This window comes from Pantoea sp. R102 (assembly GCF_004916815.1).
Lineage (GTDB): Bacteria > Pseudomonadota > Gammaproteobacteria > Enterobacterales > Enterobacteriaceae > Pantoea > Pantoea dispersa.
On sequence record NZ_SDFT01000095.1, the window covers coordinates 24,454 to 45,343 of the forward strand.

The window sequence follows — 20,890 nt, forward strand, 5'->3', positions numbered from 1 at the left end:
AAGGTTAGCACGGGCACTTGCCGAGTTTGCCCGCCTGGCTGGGAAAACGCGCCTCCAGGCAGTAACGATGGAAGGCGCGCTCATCCATCGGGGGCTGTTCCGGATGTTTTTCGCGCATATGCTTCAGATAAGTTTGATAGTCGTGCACGCCCACCATTAACCGGAAGCTCTGCTGTAATCCCTGCCACAGACGCTGCCAGCGTGAGCACGGCGCGGCAGGGGCGCGTGCAGCGAGCGGTAAGCACTGCTGAATTTGCCAGCCCGCGTGCGGCTTTTTCCAGCGTAAAATGGCCTCAGACATTTCGCACCTCCTGACGCAGTGACACGTCCGACTCATGGGTGGTCGGCACTGAACTGCGCAGCGCGCGCCGGATCACGAAGAACGCCGCAATCAGCATGGTAACTGCGACCAGCATGAAAAAGCCGCACAGCGCCGCGTTGATCTGGTTGCTGAACACGATGGTTTGCATGTCGGCCACGGTTTTCGCCGGTGCGATAATCACGCCCTCATCGAGACCTTTACGGAACTTACTGGCCTGCGCGAGGAAACCAATTGACGGTTTTTCATGGAAAATTTTCTGCCAGCCGGCGGTCATGGAGGTGATAAACAGCCAGGCGGTGGGCACAATCGTCACCCAGGCATAACGCTGCTTTTTCATTTTGAACAGCACCACGGTACCGAGAATCAGCGCCATCGACGCCAGCATCTGGTTACCGATGCCAAACAGTGGCCACAGGGTGTTGATGCCGCCGAGCGGATCGACCACGCCCTGGTACACGAAGAACCCCCAGCCGGCCACTGCCACGGTGGTACCGGCCATGTTTCCGAGCCACGAGCGATTGTTAGCCAGCGAAGGCACCACGGTCCCGACCAGATCCTGCACCATAAAACGGCAGGCGCGGGTACCGGCATCCACGGCGGTGAGGATAAACAGCGCCTCAAACAGAATGGCGAAGTGATACCAGAACGCCATCATTGCACGGCTGTTAAACACCTCGGTGATGATATGCGCCATCCCGACGGCAAACGTCGGTGCACCACCGGCGCGGGAGAGAATGGTGCTTTCGCCCACTTCGCCGGCGATACCGCTCAGCATCTCCGGCGTCACCACAAAGCCCCAGCCGTTAATTACCTGAGACGCATTCTCCACCGTGGTGCCAATCAGCGCCGCCGGTGAGTTCATGGCAAAGTAGACGCCCGGTTCGAGCACCGAGGCACAAATCAGCGCCATGATCGCCACAAAGGACTCCATCAGCATGGCGCCATAGCCGATAAAGCGAATATGGCTTTCGCGCTCCACCAGTTTTGGCGTCGTACCGCTCGACACCAGCGCGTGGAAGCCGGAGATCGCGCCGCAGGCAATGGTGATAAACAGGAACGGGAACAGCGCGCCGGAGAACACCGGCCCCGTGCCGTCGATAAAGCGCGTCACCGCCGGCATCTTCAGTTCCGGCATGGCGAACAGAATGCCCACCGCCAGCCCAATGATCACGCCGATTTTCAGGAAAGTGGAAAGGTAATCACGCGGCGCCAGCAGCAGCCACACCGGCAGCGACGAGGCAACAAAACCGTAGATCACCAGCACCCACGTCAGCTCGGTGCCTTTCAGGGTAAAAATCGGTCCCCAGTACGGATCGGCCGCCACGTCACCGCCGTAAATGATCGCCGCCATCATCAGCACAAAGCCGATGATCGACACTTCGGCGATTTTACCCGGACGCAGAAAGCGCATATACACGCCCATGAACAGGGCAATCGGAATGGTGGCGGCGATGGTAAATAGCCCCCACGGACTGTTAGCCAGCGCTTTCACCACCACCAGCGCCAGCGCGGAGAGGATAATGATCATCACACCGAGCGCACCGAGCATGGTAACCACGCCGGCGAACGAGCCCAGTTCCTGGCGCGCCATCTCACCCAGCGAACGACCGTCGCGGCGCGTGGAGATAAACAGCACCAGAAAATCCTGCACCGCGCCGGCCAGCATCACGCCGACCAGAATCCAGATGGTGCCGGGCAGAAAACCCATCTGCGCCGCCAGGATCGGCCCGACCAGCGGACCGGCACCGGCGATGGCGGCAAAGTGGTGACCAAACAGCACCCATTTGTTGGTGGGAACATAGTCCAGCCCGTCATTGAAGCGCTCTGCCGGCGTGCGGCGCCGGTCGTCCAGCTCAAAAATGCGCCTGGCGATAAACAGGCTGTAGAAGCGATACGCGATGCTATAGCAGGCGACGGAGGCGATCACCAGCCAGACGGCATTAACGTGCTCGCCGCGACTGAGCGCCAGCATGGCGAACGCAGCCGCACCAATTAACGCCACCGCTAACCAGATCAATCCGGTTCTGACGTTGTTCATGAGTTAACTCCTTGTAGGGACCGGGAAAAAGGCGATCGGAATACAACAAGTTAAAAGTAATGTAATGAATTGTTAACGACAGGGGATTGGATCAGAAGTGTGAAGCGGGAAACAAATTTAACAACTGCTCAGGCGGGCGGGGAAAAATGCGGGATAACGGCTGTTATCCCGCACGATTTCATGCTCAGGCGGCCGGACGGGCCACCACGCTGCGTGTTTCCATGCGCACTTCGGCGATGGTCACATCAATCACATCGGTCACGCGGTAGGCCACTTCACCTTTGATCTGCACGGTGCCGCTCTCCTGCGAGCACACCAGTTCGTCACGTACGGCGTGAATGAACGGGGCAGGGATAAAGGCGACCGCACCGTTCTCCAGCAGGCGCACGCGCATGCCGCCGCGCGAAACGTCGATGATCTCCGCGCTGAATTTGCGGTCAGTGCCGGCAAACGGCGCGAGGAAGCGCGCGTACAGCCAGTCACCGACATCGCGCTCGGCCATGCGGTTGAGACGGCGACGCTCACTCATGATCAGGGTCACATCATCATGTGGCCGCGCAATGCTTTCGCCGCGCACGATAGCCTTCAGCAGACGATGGTTGATCATATCGCCGAATTTACGAATCGGTGACGTCCAGGTCGCGTAGGCGTCGAGGCCGAGGCCAAAGTGCGGGCCCGGTTCGGTGCTGATTTCGGCGAAACTCTGGAAACGACGAATGCGGCTGTCGAGATACTGGGTTGGCTGCGCATCAAGCTGACGACGCAGCTGACGGAAGCCTTCCAGCGTAGTAATCGCCTGCGGATCAACCGTGATACCGTGACCAGCCAGCACGCCAGCCGCCTGTTCCGCGTTCGCCTGGTCGAAACCGGTGTGCAGGTTGTAGATACCGAAGCCAAGCTTCTCCTGCAGCACTTTAGCGGCGCAGACGTTAGCGAGGATCATCGCTTCTTCCACGATGCGGTTAGCGATGCGGCGCGGTTCCGCAATAATATCCAGCACTTCGCCTTTCACACCCAGCACGAAGCGGTAGTCAGGGCGATCTTTAAACACCAGCGCGTGCGTCTGACGCCACTCGCCGCGCGCCAGGCACAGGCGATGCAGCAGGCGAATCTGCTGCGCGATGGTGTCATTTTCCGGCTGCCAGCTGCCGCTGTTCTCCAGCCAGTCCGACACTTCGTCGTACACCAGCTTGGCTTTGGATTCGATCCACGCGGCAAAGAAGTGGGCATCGTCAGCCAGGCTGCCATCCGGCAGCACAGTAACGCGACACACCAGCGCCGGACGCCTGACGTTAGGGCGCAGCGAGCAGACATCATCTGACAGTTCGCGCGGCAGCATCGGGATATTAAAGCCCGGCAGATAATTGGTGAAGGCGCGTCTGGAGGCCAGTTGGTCGAGTTCGCTGCCGGCAGCAACGTAAGCGGTCGGGTCGGCAATAGCGATGGTCAGCGCCAGCTTACCTTCTGCCAGCTCTTCAACATACAGCGCATCGTCCATATCTTCGGTGCTGGCGCTGTCGATGGTGACAAAGTTCAGCGCGGTGAGATCTTCACGCTGCAGCTGTTCGTCCAGCATCTCGCCAAAGCCCACTTCCGGCGCTTCGCGCTCCAGATTGTGGCGCGACAGCGTGACCCACCACGGTGCGAGGTGATCGTCCGCGGTGACAACAAATTCGGTCAGTTCGGCATAGAAACCGCGATCGCCTTTCAGCGGATGGCGGCGCATCTCTGCCACGGCCCAGTCACCGTTCTGGAAATCGTGGGTCAGGCCACGCACCGCACGGCACTGAATCGCGTCTTTCAGCAGCGGATGATCCGGCACGATAGACAGGCGGTCATCTTTTTTCTGCACGCGGCCGACAAAGCGCGTCAGGAACGGCTCAATCAGGGTTTCCGGCTCCGCGCTCTCGCGGTCTTTATCAGTGTGGATCACGGCGGAAATGCGGTCGCCGTGCATCACTTTCTTCATCTGCGGAGGGGGAATGAAGTAGCTTTTCTGAGCGTCAACTTCGAGGAAGCCAAAGCCTTTTTCCGTGCCTTTCACAACACCTTCGGCGCGCGGGGTCTGCGCGTGAAGCTTCTCTTTCAGCTGCGCGAGCAGCGGGTTATCCTGGAACATAATATATTTAGTTTCGTGGCCTAAGAGCGGTGGACAGTTTTACGCGAATCAGGTCCGCGCGGCAAGGCTAAAACAGGCGAAAAAGCCGCTTTACGCGGCTTTTTACTTTCTGGTAACGCACAGAACTCAGGCGATACGCTGGGTGGGCGCGGCGGCGGTCAGCGCCAGCTTCACCGGTACCGATTTGGAGGTGGGCGTACCGCTGCCGTCACCGTAGCTGGAGAGCGGTACCAGCGGATTGGTCTCCGGATAGTAGGCGGCGAGGTTACCGCGCGGAATATTATACGGCACCAGCTTAAAGCCGCTGACGCGACGCGTCAGACCGTCATTCCACAGGGTTTCAATGTCAACCAGCTGCCCTTCGCTGAAACCGAGGGACACCATGTCGTCCGGGTGGATAAACACCACTTCACGCTGACCGTACACGCCGCGATAGCGGTCATCCAGGCCGTAAATGGTGGTGTTGTACTGGTCATGCGAGCGCAGCGTCTGCAACGTGAATGGCACTTCAACGTCATTGCCCAGCTGCGGGAACAGCGAGGTCGGCAGTGCCGCCGCGCTGAATTCTGCCTGACGCGATGGCGTATTGAAACGCAGTTCCGCGGCAGCGTTACCGAGGTAAAAGCCGCCGGGAATATCACACTGACGGTTAAAATCAGCGAAGCCGGGGATGGTCGCCGCAATGTGATCGCGAATGACGTTATAGTCAGCGGCCATGCCGAGCCAGTCGATGTGGTCACTGCCCAGCGTGGCGTGCGCGATACCGGCCACAATGGCTGTTTCCGAACGCTGCGTTTCCGCCAGCGGAATGCCGACACCTTCTGAGGCATGCACCATGCTAAACGAATCTTCTACGGTGATGAACTGGTTGCCGCTGGCCTGGCGATCGCGCTCGGTACGGCCCAGCGTCGGCAGAATCAGGCCTTCGTGGCCCGGTACCAGATGGCTGCGGTTCAGCTTGGTGCTGATGTGTACCGTCAGACCACAGTGCTGCAGCGCTTCTTCGGTAACCGGTGAGTCCGGCGCCGCCGCGGCGAGGTTACCGCCCAGCGCAATCAGCACTTTGACTTCATCACGCAGCATGGCGTTGAGCGCTTCAACCGTGTTATGACCGTGCTCGCGCGGCGGTTCAAAAGCAAAATGCGCGCCCAGCGCATCGAGGAACGCTTTCGACGGTTTCTCGTCGATGCCCATGGTGCGGTTGCCCTGCACGTTACTGTGGCCGCGCACCGGACACAGGCCCGCGCCCTGTTTGCCGAGCTGGCCAAACAGCAGCTGCAGGTTAACGATTTCCCGAACCGTATCGACCGAGTGTTTGTGCTGAGTGATGCCCATCGCCCAGGTGATGATCACCCGTTCGGCGCTCTGGTAAATGGCGGCGGCTTCGCGAATCTGCGCTTCGCTCAGGCCCGACTGCTGCACGATCTGCTCCCAGCGGGTCTCGTCGACAGCCGACAGATACTGCTCAACGCCCTGGGTGTTGGCGTCAATAAAGGCCTGATCGAAAATGCCTTTTTCACCGGCGGCCAGCCGTTTACGCTGCTCTTCCAGTAGCGCTTTAACCATGCCGCGCACCGCCGCCATATCGCCGCCGAGGTTGGGCTGATAATAGGCGGAGCTGATGTTGCCGGCCATCGACGTCACCACTTCCAGCGGCTTCTGCGGATCGGCAAAACGTTCCAGGCCGCGCTCACGCAGGGTATTAAAGGTGACGATTCTGGCGCCGTGATCGGCGGCGTGACGCAGGCTGTGCAGCATGCGCGGATGGTTGGTGCCGGGGTTCTGGCCAAAGACAAAAATCGCATCAGCGTGGTCGAAATCGTCCAGACGAATGGTGCCTTTACCGACGCCAATGCTGCGTTTCAGTCCGGTGCCGCTGGCTTCGTGGCACATGTTGGAGCAGTCAGGGAAATTGTTGGTGCCCAGCACGCGGCCAAACAGCTGGTACAGCCACGAGGCTTCATTGCTGGCGCGACCGGAAGTGTACAGCTCCAGCTGATCCGGATGATCCATCGCCTGCAAATGCTGCGCGATCAGCGCAAAGGCGTCATCCCAGCTAATCGGTTCATAGTGATCGGTCGCGCTGTTGTAGCGCATCGGGTGGGTCAGACGGCCCTGATACTCAAGGAAATAGTCGCTCTGCTGATACAGGGTGCTGACGCTGTGCTGGGCAAAAAATTCTGGCTCGACGACGCGGCGTGTCGCTTCCCAGGTCACGGCTTTCGCGCCGTTTTCGCAGAAGCTGAAGGTGCTTTTGTTATCATCGCCCCAGGCACAGCCCGGGCAGTCAAAGCCGCGCGCTTTGTTCATGCGCATTAGGTTACGCATGTTTTTCAGGGCGGCTTTACTGTCAAGGACAAAACGGGTGGTGGCTTCCAGCGAGCCCCAGCCGCCCGCAGCGGCGCGATAGGGCTGAATCTTACGTTTAAATTTCATGATAGTCGCAGGCTTATTGTTTATGAATTGTTATCAGAATATGACTTCTGTTGGTGAGAAGTGTGCGACTGACGGCAAAAGTTGTCTAATTGATTGACTTAATGGTGCGATAGTTACCGTTTATCGCGCGGCAGGGGTGAAAGCGTGATCGGCATCATAAATTATCGGCTGCCGCGCGCCGGCGGGTAAGTGTACGGCCAAATAGTGGCTAATAATTGCTCTTTCCGTTAGCAAAAGGGCGCGCTCCATGAAGCAACTTGCCAGTCAGGTTCACGCATTCGGCAAAGCCTTAATGATGCCGATCTCCGTCATTGCTGCCGCCGGTATTTTTCTCGGTCTGGCCGCCGCGTTGCAGAATCCGGCGATCACCGGTGAAGCATTTGCCAGTTTGCAGGTGCCGCAGTTGATCATCGGTTTTATTCGTAAAGTGGCAGGCGCGCTGTTTGCCAACCTGCCGGTATTTTTTGCCGTCGCCAGCGCGATTGGGCTGGCCAAAGCGGAGAAACCCACCGCCGCGTTTGCGGCAGTGATTGGCTATATCGCCATGAATGTGGGGATCAGCGCCACGCTGGCGGCGAAAGGGCTGACGGCGGCCACCACCACGCCCGAGGCGCTGCAGCAGGCGGGCATGGACCAGACCAGCGCCATGATGACGTCAGCCGAGTACATCGACATGCTCGGCATTTTTACCTACAACATGAGCGTGCTCGGTGGGGTGATTGCCGGCCTGCTCACTGTGATGCTGCACAACCGCTTCTATACCCAGCAGTTGCCCACGGCGATCAGCTTTTTTGGCGGGCGTCGCTTTGTGCCCATCGTGACGGTGGTGGTGCTGCCGCTGACGGGCGTGCTGCTGGCGCTTATCTGGCCAACCATCGGCCAGGGCATTGCGTGGGTCGGTCAGATGATCGGTAAAAGCGGTCAATACGGTGCCTTTTTGCTCGGTGCCTGCGAGCGCCTGCTGATCCCGACCGGTCTGCATCACATCCTCAATGAAACCGTGCGCTTTACGCCGATTGGCGGCATGGCGACGGTGGACGGCCAGACCATCGTCGGCGCGCTGAATATTTTCAACACCTCGCTGACCCATCCCGGCGCGATTCCGGACGACACCGTGCGTACCGCCACGCAGTTTCTCGCCCAGGGCAAAATCCCGGTGATGATGTTCGGTCTGCCCGCCGCCGCGCTGGCCATCTATCACACTGCCAAACCTGAACATAAACAGCGGGTCAAAGCGCTGGTGCTGGCCGGCGCGCTGACCTCGTTTACCACCGGCATCACTGAACCGCTGGAGTTCTGCTTCATTTTCGTCTCACCGGTGCTGTACGTGATGCACGCGCTGCTGACCGGCCTGTCATTTATGCTGATGTCGATGCTGCACCTGATGATCGGTAACGTGCAGGGCGGCGCGATTGATCTGCTGGTGTTTGGCATTCTCGGCGGCAGCAAAACCCACTGGTGGTGGACGCTGGTGCTGGGCGCCATTTACGCGCCGGTTTATTACTGGGGCTTTCGCCTGGTGATTACCCGGATGCAGGTGGAAACGCCGGGGCGCGAATCCGAAGAGGAAGCCAAACCGCAGCAGGTGGCGGCGGATGAACGCACCCGTGTGATCATCAGCGGGCTGGGCGGAGAGGCCAATATAGAGGACGTCGATTGCTGCTTCACTCGCCTGCGCGTGCGGGTCAAAGAGATGAAAGAAGTGGTGGATCAAACGCTGCTGTCGACCGGCGCTAACGGGGTTAATCGCGTCAGCGAGCACGATGTGCAGGTGATCTACGGGCCGCAGGTCGAGAAGATCGCTAACGAGGTGAAAAGTGCGCTCGGCGTCGCCTGATGCCGGGCGGTATCGTTAATCATGCGGGTCGCGGCCGGTGGCGACCCGCCGCGTCTCCTTGTATATATCACCCGCTATCCGCCTGAGCAATCCGCCTGACAACGCAGAAATTTCTTCGCTGAGTGCGCGTTGGGGCGCGACGAGTTTTGCTACCATAACGCGATAAAAATTCGACGGTGGATAAGAAAATCGACATCAAGCAATTGATTTACCTTTGCAATCTGGAGCGCGAACGCCATTTTGGCCGCGCGGCGGAGGCCAGCTTCGTCAGCCAGCCCACGCTCTCGATGCGGCTTAAAAACCTTGAGCGCGAGCTGGGGCTGTCGCTGATCAATCGCAGCAACAACTTCGACGGCTTCACGCCAGAAGGGGAACGCGTGCTGACGTGGGCGCGCGAAATTGTTTCGGTGTATCAGGGACTGAAGCTGGAAGTGGAGTCGCTTAAGCACGGCGTCAACGGCACGCTGCGGCTTGGCGTGATGCCACAGTGCAGCGTGGCGCTGCCAGCATTACTGAAAGCGGTGGAAGCGCGCTATCCGCAACTCGACTATCGCGTTTCCGCCATGAGCGCCGATCAACTGCTGGAAGCGCTTAACAGCCACACCGTGGACGGCGGTATCGGCTTTTTTGAGCTGACGTCACTGCGTGAACTGCATTTCCAGACCGCGCTGCTCAACGATCGCGGCGTGGAAGCCATTTTCCATCCCGATCATTTCCCGACGCTGCTGCAGCATGAGCGGCTGTCGCTGCACACGCTGGCGAGCCAGCCGCTGTGTCTCGCCGAGCCCACGCGCTATTTCCGGCGTTACCTCGACGGACAGCTGCGTGAAACCGGCGTGCTGCCGCGGGTGATTGTGGAAAGCGCCTCGGTGATGCAGCTGATTCAGAGTGCGCTGGTGGGCCTGGGCGTCATGGTGTCGCCCTGCGGCCATCTGCTACCGGAAATGCTGCACCATCTGGCGCGCCGGCCGATTGATATCGCGCCGATGGGACGTCAGGCGGCGCTGGTGATTGCCGAGCCGGGCAGGGCGTCGCCGCTGTCGCAGCACTTCTTTGACGAAGCACGACGCCACCTGGCGGATTAGCGCGCTTCGCCCAGCGCCATCAGCAGTCGATCCTGCCAGCTGGCAAATGCCACCGCCTGCATCAACGTGAACAGGCGCTCGCTGCCCCAGCCCGCGTTTAACAGCGGCTGCAGATGGGCGGCACTGAAGCGCTCCGGCAGCCGGGTAAGCTGGGCGCTCAGCGCGATTACCTGCTGCGTCAGGCTGTCATCGCTGGCCTGATCCACATCGTGCAGCAAACGCGGGCGCCAGCCGTTCGCCAGCTGCGCGAACTGGCGTCGGCAGCCCAGCACGCGCGCGCTGACTGCCTGCGCCAGCTGTTCCTCTTCCCCACCATAAGCCTCAAGCCGCTGACGCAGCGTCGCCCAGCCATACAGCGCCTGGGCATCGTGCACCAGCAGCCAGACAGCGTCGTCGAGTCCGGGCATACCCTGACAAAAGGTCACCGCCGCCAGCTGGTCAGCGCTGGCATAGCGCAGCTCAACCGGCTTGATGGCGTGCTGCCAGGCAACGGCCTGACTGAACAGCGCCGCATCGGCGTCGGCGGGCGGCGTGACGCCAGGGATCCAGCGCACCGGCAGGCCCATCATCGCCTGAAGCGCGGCGACCACGCGCGCCTGATAGCTGACGTAGCCTACTACCTGGTTGAGCGTAACGATATCGGGTTCAGTCAGGCCTACCGCATCCAGCGCGCTGATGCTGCTGGCGGTAATCAGCTCCGGCTGCATCGCCAGCTGGCGCGCATACTGCGTGATTTGCGTCAGGCGATTATTGCTTTCGCGCGAAGAATCCGGTCCCGGCAGCGGATTAAGCCGCGCCGAGTAGTGATTGCACAGCCGCTGCACGCCAGCCACCTGTGCCACCGTGAGTGCGGTGCTGAGACGATCGTACAGCGTTAGCGTGTGGGTCAGCGAGGTGCTGACCACATCAGGCAGCAGGGTATGGCTCAGGTCGCGTGCCGCCTGCAGCACTGACTGAAAGCGCTGCAGCAGCGGCTGCAGTGCGCTGGCTTCCTGCTGCAGGCCGAGCAGAAAACGGTCATCAATATGAGCGGCTTCGGGAACCAGGGGAGCAGCAGCGGACGTATGCGGGCGAGTCTGGCTTTCATAAAACCAGTGGTCATGGCCGGGAGAACGGCGGTGTTCCATGGTCATTCCTTTCGCAAAAAACGGACTGAGTGCACAACGGGCAAATCTGAAAAGCGCATCGCCACTCAAGGGCTAGCTTATCGTCGCTGAACGGCTGTCCAGGGCAAAAGAATGATGGGGAATAATTAATAGCGTGTGGCTATAAGGCGGGGGAGAGAAAAGAAAAAGGGCGAGCACCTGGCTCGCCCGCAGAACTTATTTCAGTTCCAGCTCGTTCATTGCGGCAATGCTGAAGCCGCCATCGACGTGCACCACTTCACCGGTAATACCACCCGCCAGGTCTGAGCACAGGAAGGCCGCAGAGTTACCCACGTCTTCGATGGTGACGGTACGGCGAATCGGGGTAACCGCTTCGCAGTGTGCCAGCATCTTACGGAAATCTTTGATGCCTGATGCAGCCAGGGTACGGATTGGACCGGCAGACACGGCGTTAACACGCACGCCTTCCGGACCCATCGCGTTCGCCATGTAACGCACGTTGGCTTCCAGCGAAGCTTTCGCCAGACCCATCACGTTGTAGTTCGGGATAGCGCGCTCTGCACCCAGGTAAGAGAGGGTCAGCAGTGCTGCGTTCGGGTTCAGCATCGCGCGGCACTCTTTGGCCATCGCCACAAAGCTGTAGGCGCTGATGTCGTGCGCAATTTTGAAGCCTTCACGGGTAACGGCGTTCACGTAGTCGCCATCCAGCTGGTCGCCCGGGGCGAAGCCGATGGAGTGAACAAAGCCGTCAAATTTCGGCCAGGTTTTTGCCAGTTCAGTGAACAGGGCAGTGATGCTCTCGTCTTCTGCCACATCGCACGGCAGAACAATGTCTGAACCCAGTTCTTTAGCGAACTCTTCCACGCGACCTTTCAGTTTGTCGTTCTGGTAGGTGAAAGCCAGTTCTGCGCCCTGTTTGTGCATCGCCTGCGCAATACCGTAGGCGATGGAAAGTTTACTGGCAACGCCAGTAATCAGAATGCGCTTACCGGAAAGAAAACCCATAGCTGTAATCCTTATGGTCATTGTTGTTGGCGGTCGCGATGATTAAAAATTGTGCGACCGACGTTAATCGACGTGCGGATTCTAGCACGTCTGTATCAAATGGGGTAAATCGCACCGCGTTTTCCGCTACGGCTGTAGCACTCAACGCTCGCGGCGCCACGCCTCGGCGGTTAACGCTTCGCCAAAATGGCTGGCAATCAGCCGTTTGGTTAAGTCGTGCAGCGGCGAGGCCAGCACGTCAGCGGTGCCGCCGCGCTCCACCACTTCGCCCTGATGCATCACCAGCACCTGATCGCTGATGTGCTTCATCATGCCAAGATGCTGAGTGACATAAATATAGGCGATGCCGTGTTTCTCCTGCAGCTCCAGCATCAGGTTCACCAGCTGCGAACGCATGGTCATGTCCAGCGAGGCGAGGGCTTCATCGGCGACAATCACCTTCGGCTGCAGAATCAGCGCGCGCGCCAGCGCCAGACGCTGCTTCTGTCCGGGGGCCAGCATGTGCGGATAGTAGCCGGCGTGGTCGCGCAGCAGCCCGACCTGACGCAGCGTGGCAATGATGCGCTTTTCGCGTGCTTCATCATCAAGATCGGTATTCAGCCGCAGCGGAAAATCGAGGATCTGGCTGACACGCTGGCGCGGATTGAGCGACGTCGACGGATCCTGAAAAATCATGCGAATCCGCTGGCTGCGGTAGCCGTAATCGCCGTAGCTAAGCGGGTGATCGTCAATCAGCATCTCACCTTCGCTTGGTGCCACCATGCCGCTCAGCATCTTCGCCAGCGTGGATTTGCCCGAACCGTTCTCGCCGATAATGGCCAGCGTCTGCTTTTCGCGCAGGGTAAAACTGACGTTTTTCACCGCTTCAACATGCTGGCGCCGGAACAGCCCGGTGCGGTAGCGGTAGGTTTTGCTCAGGTTGCGCACTTCCAGCAGGGTTTCCATTATTGGCTCTCCATATTCAGCGGGAAGTGACAGGCATAAAGATGCGCTTTAGTGCCGCTCAGGCGCGGCGTTTCGATGCATTTACGCTGCGCGTAAGGGCAGCGCGGACCAAGACGGCAGCCAATCGGCAGATGTTCCAGCGACGGTATCGCGCCGGACAGCGTATTCAGGCGGCTTTTATGCGGCAGCGCGCGGCCAAAGTCGGGCATGGCGCGGATCAGCGCCTGCGTATACGGATGGTGCGGCGTTTCCATCAGATCGTCACTCTGCGCGGTTTCCACCGTTTGTCCGCAGTACATCACGTTGATGCGGTCCGCCCACTGACTCATGGTGCGCAGGTCATGGCTGATCAGCAAAATCGTGGTGTTGTTATTCTGATTGAGGCGGCTCAGCAGACGGAAAATCTGCGCCTGGGTGGTGGGCTCCATGGCATTGGTCGGCTCATCGGCAATCAGCAGGCGCGGCTGATTAGCCAGTGCGATGGCGATCATCACCTTCTGACATTCGCCCTCGGTCAGCTCATACGGGAAGCTGCGCATAATGTCTTTGTGATCTTTAATGCCAACGCGGTGCAGCAGCTCAATGGCGCGCTCTTTGCGCCAGAACCACAGGCGCTGATACCAGCGGCCTTTAAAGGTCCAGCGTGGAATGGCCTGCATCAGCTGGCGGCCGACACTTTCAGAAGGATCGAGACAGGATTGCGGCTCCTGAAAAATCATCGACACGTTATGGCCAACGATGCGCCGCCGTTCGCGCGGCGACAGGCGCAACAGATCGATATCATCGAACACCATGCGATCGGCGGTGACACGCCAGTTATCTTTGGTCACGCCGCAGATGGCTTTCGCCACCAGACTTTTCCCCGAGCCGGATTCGCCCACCAGGCCACGCACTTCGCCCTCGTTTAGCGTCAGATTGATGCGATCGACCGCTTTCACCGGACCTTCAGCGGTCATGAATTCAATGGTCAGATTTCGGATGTCCAGTAACGGCATTATTCCACTCCCGCAGCGACGGCGCGACGGATGCCATCGCCCAGCAGGTTAACAATCAATACGCTTACCATCAGCGCGGCACCCGGCAGCATTACCGTCCACGGCGCCACGTAAATCAGTTCCAGCGCGTCACCCAGCATCGCACCCCATTCGGGCGAGGGCAGCTGCGCGCCGAGGTCAAGAAAGCCGAGCGCGGCGATGTCGAGGATCGCCATTGACAGCGAGCGGGTAAATTCACTGACCAGCAGCGGCAGAACGTTTGGCAGCACCGCATTCCACAGAATATTCAGGTTGCGCGCACCATCCAGCCGCAGCGCCACCACATACTCTTTTTCCATCTCGTCATGCACTGCCGTGTAGATTTCGCGCACCAGACGCGGGATCAGCGCCAGCAGTACCGCCAGCATCGCATGCTCCAGCCGCGGGCCAAGAAAGGCCACCACGATAATCGCCAGCAGCAGAGAGGGAATCGACAGCAGCGTATCCAGCACGTGATTCATCACCGCCGAGCGCAAACCGTGGGTAATTCCCGCCAGCACGCCCAGCAGCAGCGCGCAGATTGCTGCCAGCACCGTTACCAGCAACGCAGAGCCAACCGTCGGCGCCACGCCGCTCAGTAAACGGCTTAGCACATCGCGCCCGAGATCGTCAGTGCCGAGAAAGAAGGAGACATCGCCGTAGCGCGACCACGACGGCGGCAACAGCTGATAGCCGAGAAACTGCTGGTCGATACCGTAGGGGGACAGCAGCCCGCCGAACAGGCAGAGAAACAGCAGGATGCCGAAGCCGTACAGGCCAATCATGGCGCTGGTATCGCGATAAAAGCGCTGCCAGCTGAGGCGAAACGCACTCGGCAGCCGCTTCTCGGCGTAGATGTTATCTGAGGGCATACGTATCCGTTTTACTATGGTTTAATTCGCGCAATTTTTATTCAAAAAATTCATATCAGGCGGTTATCTCGATTTCGTTTTTTTCGGTATCGGTGGAGGGCAAGCCCATCCAGCTAACTATAGGGGATTATCCGTCGATACCCCTGTCGCAGGCAAGGGAAGGGCGTCAGCAATATAGACTGTTAATCACCGAGGGGCTAGATCCTCGCCAGCAGGTAGCTCCAGACCGCATAAAAAATTGAAAGCGACATTGGCTGTCCATCAACAGTGGCTGGTTTTAGAAGTGTGCTTCCGGAAAGCGCTCCCGGTATTAGTTGCTAAGAAAATGATGCTCTTATAATTGATTCCTTTATGAGCCGGCGGAAGCAAATGTGCCCGTGTAAATTTTCAGATTGCAAAGAGTTCAAGGAATGCTGCGAGGCGATGCTGGATGTCAGGCTGAAGATGGATAGCTGGGACTGAGAAAAGGTCCTGAGGTGGGCCTTTAATTATTATGGTAACAGGAGACCGATAAAAGCGAAAACGATGAAACATGTCGTAGCTGCAAACCACAGTGCAGAAAAAAGCTTCATCCAGCGGGATATTTTGATGTTTTTATCATCAAAGAAGGCGTATGCCGGGTCATTAATGTCCATAAGAAATATTTTCTTCCTCTGGCTCAGTTTTATAAAAAACCGTATAACCGGAAATGCACCAAAAAAAACCACCATGTAATAGAAAGAACAAGGGGAGGGGAATTTATATTTCATGCTGTAAGAAGAGATTAATTTATAATAGCCTTTTCTTTTTGCCACATAGACAAGAAATGAAAAAAATATCAGCCCACTACCCAATAAGCCAAAAAATAATGATGTGCTCGCTAATAATTTATCAGTTATCATAGTAGCTCTGTTACTTTATTGACGATCGCTTCTGCACCAGTGCTGCCAAGGTAACCACCTGCTACAGATCCTACAACAGCACATGCCACCCCACATACACCCACGGTAGCAATACCTACAGCAGCACAAACACCGGCCATTGCAGCACCGCCATATGCCCCTCCAACTACCCCTCCGGCAGTGCCAACTATAAATTTTGAGTAGTACCTTACAGCAATTTTCCCACATTCCCCTTACTGGGGCATCCACCACATCTTTCGTGGTTCCAGCAAAAGAAAGGCCAGCACAACTGCCATGTGATCCTGGATACGCACATCTGTAACACCAACGAAATCGTGTCAACCGGCAAGATGGATGTAAAGGGCATCGGCGCGCTCACCGACATGCCGGATGAAGTGATGTCAGTCTGGAGGTGGACTGATTCTATACTTTGGCTCTTATAGGGACCATTGAAGTATCATGGCAAAAGCAGGCCAAAAATAGCAAATAACACATAACATGCGGTAGCAGTGAACCAAAGAAAAGAATAAAGCCTCATCCACTTACGTATTTTCATTTTTTCGTCATCAAAAAAAGAATAAGCGGGATCGTTTAAGTTAATGTAGCTCATTTTTTTCTTTTTGCTTAATTTTATAAAAAACCTAATGACGGGGAATGCCCCAAAAAATCCAGTCATATAATAGAATGTGCAAGGGGCAGGTAATTTATACCTTTCTTGATAAGAGGATACTAAATTAGTGTAATCCTGTCTTTTAAAGATGTAAACGACAAGTGACACGATTAGAAGGACGCAGCCTAAAGCCCCAAAAAACAGTGATGAGCCAGCCAATATTTTATTAGTTATCATAATGGTCTATTACTTTGTTGAGTATTGTCTCTGCCCCTGTGCTTCCTACATAACCACCGGCGACTGAACCAACAACTGCGCATGCAACCCCTCCAGCACCCGCTGTTACAATTCCTATAGCAGCACAACCAGCTAATGCGGCAGAACTACCCCATACGCCACCCAGCATGCCCCCACCTGTTGTAAACGCAAATTTTGAATAGTCTTTAACCGCAATTTTCCCACATTCACCTTCCCGGCCTTTACTGCAAGCATCCACCACATCATTCGTGGTCCCAGCAAATGAAAATCCAATGCCAATAAAACCTCCCATTTTCATGAATCTGGCGGCTTTAGCTGCATTGCCTACATAGTAGGAATATCCTGGTATAGCGCCTATACCCACCGTCGACCACTCGTGAACTATCGAACGACTGGACAAGTTCAGCGCACGTTTCATACTCTCGTACTGCTGGAATTTTATGGAGTATCGGGCCAGATTTTTGAGTAAGGGCTTATTTACTAATTCCTTTAACTGATTCAGCAACTGATTTCGCTCGACAAAAAACTGCTGCCCAATCAGCGTTCCCTGAGTGCGAAACTGATTCTGATAACTTGCCTCAATTTTCTTTAGCGTCTGCTCAATGGCATTGAAATATTTTTCACCGGCATCTCCGGCGGTTCCGAAAATTTTATCTCCGGCACTGGTTAGCGCCGCAATCATGCCGTAGTGCTTTTGCATAAAACCGGCTTCTTCGACATTAACGCCGATTAATGCGTTATTAGTGCGTGATTTTGCCTGTTTTAATGTTGTGAGTGCCTGCATAGTTAAAGGAGCGGGTGTATCCGGGTCAGCTACAATCAGTATCTGTCCCGGCCTTAACCAGGGCGTATCGGCATTTAGTTGCATAAACATGCTTACGGCTGGGCTGCGAATGTCCCTGAAGATCTCCCTTGCCTGATAATCCAGAGATCCGGCGCGTTCTACTACACAATATCCGGGGGCGATGTTACGTGCCATGATTCCATTCTCCAACTATTGGTGTAAAAAGCTTAAGTGAGGCGCGTCCAATAAAGCTCTCAATAATATAAATAATTCTACTGCGTTACGCAAAAAGAGTTGTAATCTGCTATGTGTCGTCACCACGCACTGAAACATAACATTCGAAATCTCGCAAATCCGCTTCATCCATAATCTGAAGCCTATGTTTTGAAAGTTTTACTCCAGCCTGTGACCTTTAACTTTTCACCGAATATTATACTCTGCACAGCTTATTGTGCAGAGCTGGTTATTTACCAGGGGGTTAGTCACTCATCGCCGCAGCTGCCAAAGCATAATAATGTATCCATTACAGAGTGCTTTAATTATAATTTTGCTGAGTCATTTCATGCATTATATTGATATGTAATGATTTTATCTAAAATAAAACCCTATCTGAGGGCATACCACTCCTTGTGTTTCAGCGGATTGAGCGCCGCACCGATAATATCCGACAGTACGCTGACCAGAATCACCAGCCCGCCAACCACCATCACGCCTGCGGAGATCGCCGCGTAATCCTGCTGACGGATGGCGTTAATCAGCCAGCGCCCCAGGCCGGGCCAGTTGAACACCACTTCGGTGATCATCGCCAGCGTCAGCATGGTGGAGAATTGCAGGCCAAGACGCGGGATCACCGGCGGCAGTGCGTTGTGCAACACGTGACGGCGAATCACGGTGAAGCGCGACAAGCCGCGCGTTGCCGCTGCCTTGACGTAATTCTTATCCATCACGTCGCTGGTGCTGTTGCGCAGCAGGCGAATCACTTCGGTGGTCGGTGCCACGGCCAGCACGATCACCGGCAGAATCAGATGCGTCAGCGCGCTGACCAGCATCTCATGCCGCCACGGTGAGGGGCTAAGCCAGGCGTCAATCAGGGCAAAACCAGTAATGTTCTGCACCGGATAGAGCAGGTCGAAACGACCGGAAACCGGCAGCCAGCCCAGCGTCAGCGAAAACAGTAGGGTAAACAGCAGCGCCAGCCAGAACACTGGCATTGAGAAGCCGAGCAGCGCCAGCGCGCTGATGGCTTTATCCTGCCATTTATTGCGCATTACGCCGGCGCAGATGCCGAGCGGAATACCAACCAGCAGCGCCAGCATAAACGCCAGCACGCACAGTTCCAGCGTGGCGGGAAACACCTCGCGCAGCTGTATATCAATTGCCTGACCGTTGGTGCTGGAAACACCGAAATCAAACTGCAGCAGCCCTTTAAACCAGAACCACCAGGCATCGAACAGCGAGGCGCCTTCCAGCGGCGCGTTGGGCGTGAAATAGCTCAGACTGAAACTCACCAGCGAGAGTAAGAACAGGGTGATGATCAGCAGCAGCAGGCGACGCAACAGATAGATGATCATGATTACTCCTCGCCGTGCTCATCGCGGTAAACCCCGGCGAACGAGGCATTACCGAAGGGACTCAGCACCAGGCCTTTAATATCGTGCCGGTAAGCCTGCAGGCGCAGCGACGACGCCAGCGGCAGCACCGGCAGCGCCTGCGCCAGCATCTGCTGGGCGCGATCGTAGCTATCGATACGCGCCGACAGCTGCTGCGACAGCAGCGCGCGCTGCAGCGCCTCATCAAACGCCGGCGAACACCAGTGCGCGTAGTTGGTCTGCGAACGAATCGCCGCGCAGCTCAGCAACGGGCGGAAGAAACTGTCCGGATCGTTACTGTCGGTGGCCCAGCCGGTCAGGGTTAAATCATGATTCATGGCCATCAGCTGTGCTTCCTGAAAACGCCCCTCGACCGGCGCGATGGTGACGCGCACGCCCACCTGCGCCAGATCCGCCTGCAACAGCTCGGCGGTTTTGAGCGGGCTGGGGTTCCACGACATCGAGGTGGTCGGCACCACCAGACGCAGATGCAAATCCTCAATGCCCAGCGCTTTTAGTGCCTCACGCGCTTTTGCCGGATTGTATTCCGTCACGCGCGCATCATTATCGTAAGCCCACGAGGCGCGCGGCAGAATCGAGGCTGCGGTTTCCGCCGTGCCGTAATAAATCGACTCCATCAGCCGCTCGTTGTTGATCGCCAGCGCCAGCGCATGGCGCACTTCCGGACGGTCGAGCGGCGGTTTGCGGGTGTTAAACGCCAGATAGGCGATGTTCATGCCAGGACGCAGCGTCATGCGCAGGCGCGGATCGTCGCGCAGAATCGACAGCTGGCTGGCGGCCGGGTAGGCCAGTACGTCACACTCGCCGGTCAGCAATTTCGACAGGCGGCCAGTGCCGCCTACGCCGAGGTCGATCACCACCTGTTGCAGACGCGGCACGCCTTTCCAGTAGTGCGGATTGCGCGCCAGACGCAGATATTGCCCGGTGCGGTACTCACTCAGCTGGAACGGGCCGGTGCCCACCGGCTGGCGATCCAGCTGTTCCTGCTGGCCTGCCGCGCTCAGCTGGCTGGCGTACTCCTGCGACAGCACCGGCGCGTAATGGGTGGCGATATGCCACAGGAACGAGGCGTCCGGGCTGTTGAGGCGGATCTCTACCGTATCGTTATCCAGCTTCTTCACGCTCTGCACCGAGTCGGCAAACTGCAGGCTGTCGAAGTAGGGATAACTGCCGCCGTTGACGTTATGCCACGGATGCTGGCGATCAAACATGCGGGCAAAGCTGAACACCACATCGTCGGCGTTCATTTTGCGCGTCGGCGTAAACCAGTTGGTGTGCTGGAACGAAACATCTTTGCGCAAGTGGAAGCGGTAAGTCGCGCCGTTATCGCGCACTTCCCAGCTCTGCGCCAGATCGGGGATCAGGCGATAGGTATAAGGGTCGACGTCGAGCAGGCGGTCATACAACTGTGCCGCCAGCGTATCGACCACCAGCCCGCTGCTGACCATCTGCGGGTTGAAGGTGTTAACCGTGCCGTTGACGCAATAGACAAAGCCGCTGTGGCGGATAGAGTCCGCGGGCGCGGCGAGCGCAGAGGCACTCAGGACGCTGAGACCAAGCAGCAGCGCGGGGAATAATTTTGGCATAGAACTCAACGATTCTCGGGCAATAGCGAGAGTGTATCGCAAAGCAAGCGTACTCCCCAAATCCGCCGCGTATCTGCGCTTTTTTTACCCAGCGGGCAACGGTGGTAAGCACAACCTTAGTGTGGAAATGAGAAAAATTCTCAATTAGAGCTTTACAGATGATAATAGGAATGATTATTATTCTTCTGCGCTTCGACGGTGGCTCTACCGAAGAAGAGCACGACATTGCTCACATTGCTTCCAGTATTACCTTGCCCGCACCTCGTGTTGCGGGCTTTTTTTTGCGCCCTCATCAGCCGCGCATCGTTATGTTCCTTCCGGCAATCCTCATGCGAAATCGGCATCGGTCATTTGTTACGCGCAGGGTAGTCTGGGCTTTTCAT

15 protein-coding genes and 1 pseudogene are annotated in these 20,890 nt (G+C 57.1%); 3 read left to right on the forward strand and 13 right to left on the reverse strand.

Translation table 11 applies throughout. The annotated features are described in order from the left end of the window. Nucleotides 1-4 precede the first annotated feature (4 nt). From ERD80_RS11140 to ERD80_RS11155, 4 genes are all read right to left on the reverse strand, one after another. Nucleotides 5-301, reverse strand: a complete 297-nt coding sequence (locus tag ERD80_RS11140) for a CstA-like transporter-associated (seleno)protein (RefSeq protein WP_021505956.1) — start codon at nt 299-301, stop codon at nt 5-7. Then, on the reverse strand, nt 294-2,360 hold the full coding sequence (locus ERD80_RS11145) for a carbon starvation CstA family protein (protein ID WP_136546936.1): 2,067 nt from the start codon (nt 2,358-2,360) through the stop codon (nt 294-296). Before ERD80_RS11145 ends, ERD80_RS11140 begins: the two co-directional genes overlap by 8 nt. A 184-nt stretch (nt 2,361-2,544) precedes the next feature. Further along, nucleotides 2,545-4,479: an exoribonuclease II gene (locus ERD80_RS11150; protein ID WP_136546938.1), complete on the reverse strand. Its 1,935-nt coding sequence runs from the start codon at nt 4,477-4,479 to the stop codon at nt 2,545-2,547. Nucleotides 4,480-4,605: 126 nt separating this feature from the next. Next, nucleotides 4,606-6,915: an FdhF/YdeP family oxidoreductase gene (locus ERD80_RS11155; RefSeq protein ID WP_136546940.1), complete on the reverse strand. Its 2,310-nt coding sequence runs from the start codon at nt 6,913-6,915 to the stop codon at nt 4,606-4,608. A 247-nt stretch (nt 6,916-7,162) separates the two neighbouring features. Here ERD80_RS11155 and ERD80_RS11160 point away from each other — a divergent pair, with 247 nt between their 5' ends. Together ERD80_RS11160 and ERD80_RS11165 are read left to right on the forward strand one after the other, a co-directional pair. Further along, a complete protein-coding gene (locus tag ERD80_RS11160; protein ID WP_021505960.1) occupies nt 7,163-8,752 on the forward strand; it encodes a PTS transporter subunit EIIC in 1,590 nt (529 codons plus the stop codon). Between the two features lie 188 nt (nt 8,753-8,940). Further along, a complete protein-coding gene (locus ERD80_RS11165) occupies nt 8,941-9,837 on the forward strand; it encodes a LysR family transcriptional regulator (RefSeq protein WP_136546955.1) in 897 nt (298 codons plus the stop codon). Here ERD80_RS11165 and ERD80_RS11170 read toward each other — a convergent pair. The 5 genes from ERD80_RS11170 to sapC form a co-directional block, all read right to left on the reverse strand. Further along, nucleotides 9,834-10,964, reverse strand: coding sequence for an oxidoreductase (locus ERD80_RS11170; protein ID WP_136546942.1), 1,131 nt, complete (start codon nt 10,962-10,964; stop codon nt 9,834-9,836). The genes ERD80_RS11165 and ERD80_RS11170 overlap by 4 nt on opposite strands. A gap of 195 nt (nt 10,965-11,159) precedes the next feature. Then, a complete protein-coding gene (gene fabI / locus ERD80_RS11175; protein WP_021505963.1) occupies nt 11,160-11,948 on the reverse strand; it encodes an enoyl-ACP reductase FabI in 789 nt (262 codons plus the stop codon). A 141-nt stretch (nt 11,949-12,089) separates the two neighbouring features. Continuing rightward, complete coding sequence (gene sapF / locus ERD80_RS11180) at nt 12,090-12,893, reverse strand: putrescine export ABC transporter ATP-binding protein SapF (protein ID WP_058758607.1); 804 nt, start codon at nt 12,891-12,893, stop codon at nt 12,090-12,092. Further along, entirely contained in the window at nt 12,893-13,888 is a 996-nt protein-coding gene (gene sapD, locus ERD80_RS11185; protein ID WP_021505966.1) for a putrescine export ABC transporter ATP-binding protein SapD, read from the reverse strand. Before sapD ends, sapF begins: the two co-directional genes overlap by 1 nt. Continuing rightward, nucleotides 13,888-14,778: a putrescine export ABC transporter permease SapC gene (gene sapC / locus ERD80_RS11190; RefSeq protein ID WP_021505967.1), complete on the reverse strand. Its 891-nt coding sequence runs from the start codon at nt 14,776-14,778 to the stop codon at nt 13,888-13,890. The genes sapD and sapC overlap by 1 nt, the downstream gene beginning before the upstream one ends. A gap of 65 nt (nt 14,779-14,843) precedes the next feature. Here sapC and ERD80_RS22995 point away from each other — a divergent pair. Next, nucleotides 14,844-14,993 (forward strand): annotated as a pseudogene (locus ERD80_RS22995) (Arm DNA-binding domain-containing protein); the annotation flags it as partial. A 276-nt stretch (nt 14,994-15,269) separates the two neighbouring features. Here the strand turns inward: ERD80_RS22995 and ERD80_RS11205 are convergent. The 4 genes from ERD80_RS11205 to sapA all read right to left on the reverse strand — a co-directional run bounded on the left by ERD80_RS11205 (nt 15,270) and on the right by sapA (nt 20,507). After that, complete coding sequence (locus ERD80_RS11205; protein WP_136546944.1) at nt 15,270-15,659, reverse strand: hypothetical protein; 390 nt, start codon at nt 15,657-15,659, stop codon at nt 15,270-15,272. A gap of 836 nt (nt 15,660-16,495) precedes the next feature. Next, nucleotides 16,496-17,506 (reverse strand): hypothetical protein, encoded by a 1,011-nt coding sequence (locus tag ERD80_RS11220; protein WP_136546947.1) that lies wholly within the window; start codon nt 17,504-17,506, stop codon nt 16,496-16,498. Nucleotides 17,507-17,916: 410 nt separating this feature from the next. Further along, nucleotides 17,917-18,882 carry a putrescine export ABC transporter permease SapB gene (gene sapB, locus ERD80_RS11225; protein ID WP_021505968.1) on the reverse strand — a complete coding sequence of 322 codons (966 nt, stop codon included), beginning with the start codon at nt 18,880-18,882 and terminating at the stop codon, nt 17,917-17,919. Nucleotides 18,883-18,884: 2 nt separating this feature from the next. Further along, nucleotides 18,885-20,507 (reverse strand): ABC transporter substrate-binding protein SapA, encoded by a 1,623-nt coding sequence (sapA, locus tag ERD80_RS11230; RefSeq protein ID WP_058758605.1) that lies wholly within the window; start codon nt 20,505-20,507, stop codon nt 18,885-18,887. Nucleotides 20,508-20,890: the final 383 nt, after the last annotated feature.